The sequence below is a fragment of the Streptomyces sp. LS1784 genome (assembly GCF_020103755.1).
Taxonomy (GTDB): domain Bacteria; phylum Actinomycetota; class Actinomycetes; order Streptomycetales; family Streptomycetaceae; genus Kitasatospora.
Genome location: NZ_JAHSQD010000476.1, coordinates 1 through 6,515, shown reverse-complemented (window position 1 = coordinate 6,515; position 6,515 = coordinate 1). Strand labels below are relative to the sequence as shown.

Sequence of the window (6,515 nt, the reverse complement as noted above, 5' to 3'; positions counted from 1 at the left end):
CGCCACCCGCGTGCGGCACCGCGGCGAGGAGCCGGCGGACGGTGCGCGGGGCGCCGGCACGGGGTGAGGGCGGGCGCGGCCGCGCTCGGAACAATCGGTGGCCGGAACGTCAGAAGGCCTCGGCCAGAAGGATGACGGCCGCCGGGACGGCCTGACCGAGTGCGCCGCGCCACAGCTTCGGTTCCGAGGCGAACAGCGTGGCCCCACCCGCGACCATGAACGCCGCGATGTAGAGCACCACGGCCCGTCCGGCCCCCGGGTACCCGCTGTGCAGCAGGACCAGGCCGGCGACCAGGCCGAGCGCCAGGAACAGGTTGTAGAAGCCCACGTTGACGCGCCACAGCCGGACCTCCGGGGCGTCCGCCGTGCCGCCGGTCAGCAGGCGTCGCACCCGTGGGTGCCCGTACAGGAAGCTCTCCAGGGGCCAGACGATCAGGTGGATCGCCGCGGCGACCACGGCGAAGACCTGGCTCACGGCGTTCATGGCGGACGGCTCCCTCCTGACGAGGGTGAGGGCGGCGGGTCGTTGAGGTGCGCCCGGAGCAGCGCGAGGTCGTTCTCCCGGCGGAACGGCGGGGCACCCGATCTCCTTCTCCAGCCGGTAGCCGGCGACCCGCCGCCCGACCAGCCCGGCGGGCAGGCCGGCGGCCGACTGCTCGGCGGAGGTCACGGCCCACCGGTCTGGTGGGGGCGGACGGGCTGTGCGGGGGCGGGCCCCGGCGGTCGAGCAGCTGTAGCGGCAGCAGTGCGCCGAGCCGGGCGTCGGGCCGGGCGTCGGGCCGGGCCGGGTGTCGCCCGGGAGGACATCCCGCCCGGTGGGGCGACGTGGGTGGGGCGGAACGCGAACTCGTCCATGGGCGGCTACTTTTCCTCCGCCGCGCGATCCCCGTCGCGCGCGGCACGACTCGCACCACAGGTCGCCTCCCACTCTACCGGCGGCGGCCCGGCCGGGCCCCGCGCAGCGGACCGGGGGCGGCGGTCACCGCCGCATGATGCTCGGCTCGTGCCGCCGCAGCAGCGCCAGCACCACCAGGCCGTACAGCAGCGAGAGCCCGGGCAGCAGCGCCATGCCCGTCAGCCAGCCGGAGCGCTGATGGCGGAACATCGGGTCGGCGGTGATCGCGTTCGGGAAGATGCCGTGCAGCTCGACGGTGCGCGCCATCGCCGACAGGCCCCAGCGGGACGGGACCAGCCAGGCGAACTGCTCCAGCGCCGGGACGCCGTGCAGCTTGAGCATCAGGCCGCTGAACACGATCTGCACCACCGAGAGGAGCACCAGCAGCGGCATGGTGGCCTCCTCCTTGTCCACCAGCGCCGAGACCACCAGGCCGAGCATCATCGCCGAGAAGGCGAGCAGCGCGACCGCGATGATCAGCTCGGGCAGTTGCGGCATCACCACCCCGGTCGGCACCGCGAAGGACAGGTCCACCCCGGCCAGGCCGACCACGGTCAGCACCGCGGCCTGGGCCACCGTGACCGTGCCCAGCACCACCACCTTGGAGACCAGGTAGGCCGATCCGGACAGCCCGACCGCCCGCTCCCGCCGGTAGATCGCACGCTCCTTGACCAGCTCGCGCACCGAGTTGGCGGCGCCGGTGAGCAGTCCTCCGATGCACAGCGTGAGGAGGCAGTTGACGGCGTTGTCGGGGGAGAGGCGGGAGCCGGCCATCGCCCGGCACATCAGGCCGATCACGAAGGGCAGCATCACCATGACGGTGAGGAAGAGCCGGTCGGCGGCGAGCACCGCGGTGTACCGGCGCACCAGGGTGCCCAGTTGGGAGAACCAGCCCTGCGGCTTCTCCCGGCCGACCGCGGGTGCCACCGGTGCGAGCGCGGAAGCGCCCTGATCCGGACGCGGGTACGGCGCCGGCCCGTCCTCCGCCCCGACGTAGCGCGCGTACTGCGGGGACTCCCGGAACCGCTGCTGCCAGGCGGCGTGGTCCTCGTTCTCGAAGGCCTCGAAGGCCTCCGGCCACTCCGTGAAGCCGAAGAACTCCAGCGCCTCGCCGGGCGGCCCGTAGTACGCCGTCCGTCCGCCCGGGGCCAGCACCAGCAGGCGGTCGCAGACGTTCAGACTCAGCACGCTGTGGGTCACCACGACCACCGTCCGGCCGTCGTCGGCCAGCCCGCGCAGCATCCGCATCACGGAGCGCTCCATGCCCGGGTCCAGGCCGGAGGTCGGCTCGTCGAGGAAGAGCAGGGACGGCTTGGTGAGCAGTTCCAGCGCGACGCTGACCCGCTTGCGCTGGCCGCCGGAAAGGCTGGCGATCACCTGGTCGGCCCGGGCGTCCAGGCCCAGTTCGTGGATCACCGCGCGGACCCGGGCCTCCCGCTCGTGCGGATCGGTGTCGCCGGGGAAGCGCAGCTCGGCAGCGTAGGAGAGGGCACGGCGGACGGTGAGCTGGGTGTGCAGGATGTCGTCCTGCGGTACCAGGCCGATCCGGCGGCGCAGCTCGGCGTAGTCGCGGTAGAGGTCGCGGCCGTCGTACAGCACCGTGCCCCGGTCGGCCGGGCGCAGCCCGGTGAGCGCGTTGAGCAGGGTGGACTTGCCCGCGCCGCTCGGGCCGGCCACCGCGAGCAGCGCCTTCTCGGCGAGCGGGAAACCGACGTCGTCCAGCAGTACCCGGTGGTCGGGGCCGGCCCGGACCACCAGGTGCCGGACGTCGAGGGAGACCTCGCCGGTGTCGGTGTACTCGACCAGCCGGCCGTCGGCCAGGCAGAGCGCGCAGTGGCCGATGCCGACGATGTCGGCCGGGCCGAGCGGTGCCCGCCGGACCGGTTCGCCGTTGAGGTAGGTGCCGTTGTGGCTGTCCAGGTCGACGATCTCGCGGCCGCCGCCGGGCAGTTCACGCAGTTCGGCGTGGTGCCGGGAGACCACCAGGTCGTCCAGGACCAGGTCGTTGTCGGGCGAGCGGCCGATCCGTACCGTGTACCCGGGAAGCCGCAGCACGGCGCTCGGGCTGCGGAAGGTGCCGGAGAGCTGCGGGGCCACCAGGGACGGTTGCCGCTGCGCCGCGAGCACGGGATCCGGGGCGGGGACGGGGGCCCGGGCGGGCGGATCGGTGAAGGACGCGCAGGGGCCGTCGGCCGGGTCGCCGAAGCGCAGCCGGGTACCCGGGCCGACGGCCTCGCTGCTGACCCGCAGACCGTGGTCGTAGGTGCCGTTGGTGCTGCCGACGTCCTCCAGCAGCCAGTGGCCGTCGGTGGCGCGCAGGATCGCGTGGTGCCAGGAGACCCGGGGGTCGTCCAGGACGACCTCGCCGGTCGGGTCGCGGCCGAGGTGGTAGGCCCGGGCCGGGTCGATCAGCTGCGAGTCGCTGTCGGTGGCCAGTACGAGGGGCGGCGCGGTGGGTGCGCCGGGGCGCTCTCCCATGCTGCGCATTCTATCGCCGCTGCGGTCGCGGCGGCGGCCGGAGAGCGGTTCCGGAGTGCGGGATTGGACTGGACCACTTCCTCCGTGCGCCACTATCGTTCGGCATGCCCGTGGATCGCGCGGAGCCGGAGGTCGTCGAGTGCTTCGGAACGGAACCCATGAGCGTCTGGCCGCAGTTGCGACGATCCCGGACCGTCCGGGCCGGGCACGCCACCGGCCGGGTGCTGCGGTGCGGACTGATGGACACCATGCTCGCCGACCTCGCCGTCTCGGTCGTGCTCTGCTTCGAGCACCCGCTGGACGACGGCCGGCTCTCCGCCGGCCTGGCCCGCGCGCTGGAGCGGGTGCCGGTCTTCGCCGGACGGCTGCGCACCGTCGAGGGCGTCCTGGAGGCGGTCTGCGACGACAGCGGAGTGCCGTTCGACGTCTACGGTGTGGAGGGCACGCTCGCCGAGGCGATGGGCCGGGTGACGGCGCCGGGCTCCGAACTGGTCACCCCGTTGGACGCCCCCGCCGCGCGCACCGGCGGCCTCCCGTTGCTCACCGTGCGGGTGACCCGGACGGCCGACGGCGGGACGGTGCTCGGTTGCTCCTGGCACCATGCGATCGGTGACCTGCACAGCTTCATGCTGCTGCTGCGGATCTGGTCCGCTGCGGTCGGGGGAGAGTCGCTGCCGGATGCCGAACTCGTGGACGACCAGGACGAGTTGCTGAACGATGTGCTCCCCGCCGAGGACTGCGGCCGGCCCGGATTCCGGGTGCCGTCGGCGGAGGAGGCGGAGCTGCTGGCCCGCGAGGTGGCGGCCGGGCCGCGTGCCAACCGGATCGTCCAGATCGCCTTCACCGACGCCGAAGTGGCCCGCATGGGCGAGGAGTTCGGTGCGGCGACCGGGCGGCGACTGTCCTCCGGTGACGTGCTCTGCGCCCACCTCCTCAGCACCCTCCGGGAGTTGGACGGGGACGATGCCGAGCGGATGCTGACCGTGCCGGTCAACGCTCGCCGCCGGCTGGGCCTGTCGCCCGCGCTGGTGGGCAACCTGCTGAGCGAGGTCCATGTGCCGCACCGGCCCGAGGACGGTCCGGCGGTGCTGGCGGGCGCGCTGCGCACGGCGGTCGAGGAGTTCCCGACCGCGCACCTCAACCTCCGCGCCAACCTGTGGTTCCTGGCCACCCTCGGCCGCTCACGGCTGCGCGACTGCGTGCCGCTGGGCTTCGATCCGGGGGCGCGCCGGTTCAGCTTCTCCAACTGGAGCGGTTTCGGTGCCTACGCGGTGAGCTTCCAGGGGCATCGCCCGGTGCTCTTCAGCCCGGCAGCCAACTATCCGCTCCCCTGGGTCAGTTGGACGGTCGAGGGGTTCCGTGGCGAGGGCCGGCTGGCCACCGTGGTGCTGCCGGCCCGGCTCGCCGCCCGGGTGCGCGGGGCGGAGGGCCGGGCGGCGCTGCACCGGTTCCGGCGGGCCGAGGACCAACTGCCCGGGTCGGCCGAGGTGCTGCCCAAGGTGATCTGAGCCGTCGTACGCACCGGGGAGCCGGGTGCCCACGTGGTCAGCGGTGCTTCATCACGAGGTCCAGCGCGTGCCGCAGCTGCTCACGGCCGGGCTGGACGGCACGGTCGAGGGCCGGGGCGAAGGGCAGGACGGCGCCGTCCGGGCGGGTGATCCGGCGGGGCGGGGCGACCAGGCGCATCTCCTCGGCGGCGGTGGCCAGCACTTCGGCGCCGAAACCGCAGCTGCGGTTGGAATCGTCCAGGACGACCAGCCGGCCGGTGCGTTCCAGCGACTCGGCGAGCGCCGGCCAGTCGAAGGGGTGCACCGTGCGCGGGTCGAGGACCTCCACCGAGAGGTCCGGCGCCAGTTCCTCGGCGACCGCGAGGGCGTCGTGCACCAGGTGCCCGAGGGCGACCACGGTGACGTCGGTGCCCGGCCGGTGGATCCGGGCCCGGCCGAGCGGGACGGGGACGAGTTCCCAGGTGACGGTCTCGCGCACGGGCATCGCGGCGGCGGGTGCGAACACCACGACCGGGTCCGGGTCGCGGATCGCCGAGCGCAGCAGCCCGTAGGCGTCGGTCGGGGTGGCGGGCACCGCCGTCTTCACCCCGGCGTGCGCGAACAGGCTGTACGGGTGGTCGGAGTGCTGCCCGGCCCAGCCGTCCCGGGAGCCCGAGCCCGGCACCAGGCAGGTCAGCGGGACGGTGGCCTGACCGCCGGACATCAGCGAGAACTTGTGGGCCTGGTTGACGAGTTGCTCGAAGACCAGGAACAGCAGGGACGGGATCTGGAACTCCAGCACCGGACGCCGGCCGGCCAGCGCGGCGCCGACCGCCATCGAGGTGAAGGCCTGCTCGGACAGCGGGGTGTCGACGATCCGCCCCGGTCCGAAGCGGTCCAGCAGGCCGAGCGTCGGACCGGCCAGACCGGCGCCGATGTCCTCGCCGAACACGCAGACCGCCGGATCGGCGGAGAGTTCGTCGGCCAGCGCCCGGTTGAGCGCCCTGGTGTACGAGAGCCTGGTCACGGTGTCACTCCTGCCCGGGGCCGCAGCCCGTCGGCGTACAGGTGGTCCAGTGCGCCCGCCGGGTCCGGGTGCTCCGAGGCGAGCGCGAACTCCTCGGCGGCGGCGAGCTGTCCGGCCACCGACCGGTCCAGCCCGGCGACCGTCGCCGGGTCGAGCAGGGCAGCGGCCCGGGGGAGCGGGTCGCGCTCGCGCCAGGCCCCGATCTCCTCGGCGGAGCGGTAGCGCAGCTTCATCCGGCGCTCCATGGTGTGGTGGCCCTCGTAGCGGTAGGTGCGGCAGGCCAGGAAGCCGGGGCCGCCGCCGCTCCGGGCCCGCTCGGCGGCGCGCAGCGCGGCGGCGCGGACGGCTTCGGTGTCCATGCCGTCCACCTCCTCGGCGGGGATGCCGAAGGCGGCCGCCCGGCCGGTGGCGCTGCCCGCGACGGCGGTGGCGGCGGGCAGGGTGGTGGCGTAGCCGTTGTCCTCGCAGACGAACAGCACCGGCAGGCGCCACATCGCGGCGAGGTTGAGCGACTCCAGCAGGACGCCCTGGTTGAGCGCGCCGTCGCCGAAGAAGGCCACCGCGACCGGGGTGCGGCCGGCCGGCGCCCGCCCGGCGACGGAGCCGTCCGCCGCCGTCCGTTCGGGCG

General features: G+C 74.3%; 5 protein-coding genes. 1 reads left to right on the top strand and 4 read right to left on the bottom strand.

From position 1 onward, the window contains the following. Window positions 1–109 precede the first annotated feature (109 nt). Window positions 110–670: a DUF1304 domain-containing protein gene (locus KS423_RS35150; protein WP_224283803.1), complete on the bottom strand. Its 561-nt coding sequence runs from the start codon at window positions 668–670 to the stop codon at window positions 110–112. Window positions 671–979: 309 nt separating this feature from the next. Further along, window positions 980–3,373: an FHA domain-containing protein gene (locus tag KS423_RS35145; RefSeq protein WP_224283802.1), complete on the bottom strand. Its 2,394-nt coding sequence runs from the start codon at window positions 3,371–3,373 to the stop codon at window positions 980–982. A gap of 158 nt (window positions 3,374–3,531) precedes the next feature. Here KS423_RS35145 and KS423_RS35140 point away from each other — a divergent pair, with 158 nt between their 5' ends. Next, entirely contained in the window at window positions 3,532–4,881 is a 1,350-nt protein-coding gene (locus KS423_RS35140) for an acyltransferase (RefSeq protein WP_224283801.1), read from the top strand. 37 nt (window positions 4,882–4,918) lie between these two features. On the opposite strand, the gene KS423_RS48215 is transcribed toward KS423_RS35140, so the two are convergent. Further along, window positions 4,919–5,887 carry an alpha-ketoacid dehydrogenase subunit beta gene (locus KS423_RS48215; RefSeq protein WP_224283800.1) on the bottom strand — a complete coding sequence of 323 codons (969 nt, stop codon included), beginning with the start codon at window positions 5,885–5,887 and terminating at the stop codon, window positions 4,919–4,921. Beyond that, the coding region (locus KS423_RS35130) for a thiamine pyrophosphate-dependent enzyme (RefSeq protein ID WP_263455568.1) at window positions 5,884–6,515 on the bottom strand (632 nt) is incomplete at its 5' end. The genes KS423_RS48215 and KS423_RS35130, both read right to left, overlap by 4 nt.

What these genes read in the sequence shown, in the direction of transcription:
- KS423_RS35140 (WP_224283801.1), top strand. Translation starts at nt 3,532, where the DNA reads ATGAGCGTCTGGCCGCAGTTGCGACGATCCCGGACCGTCCGGGCCGGG.
- KS423_RS35145 (WP_224283802.1), bottom strand. Translation starts at nt 3,373, where the DNA reads ATGGGAGAGCGCCCCGGCGCACCCACCGCGCCGCCCCTCGTACTGGCC.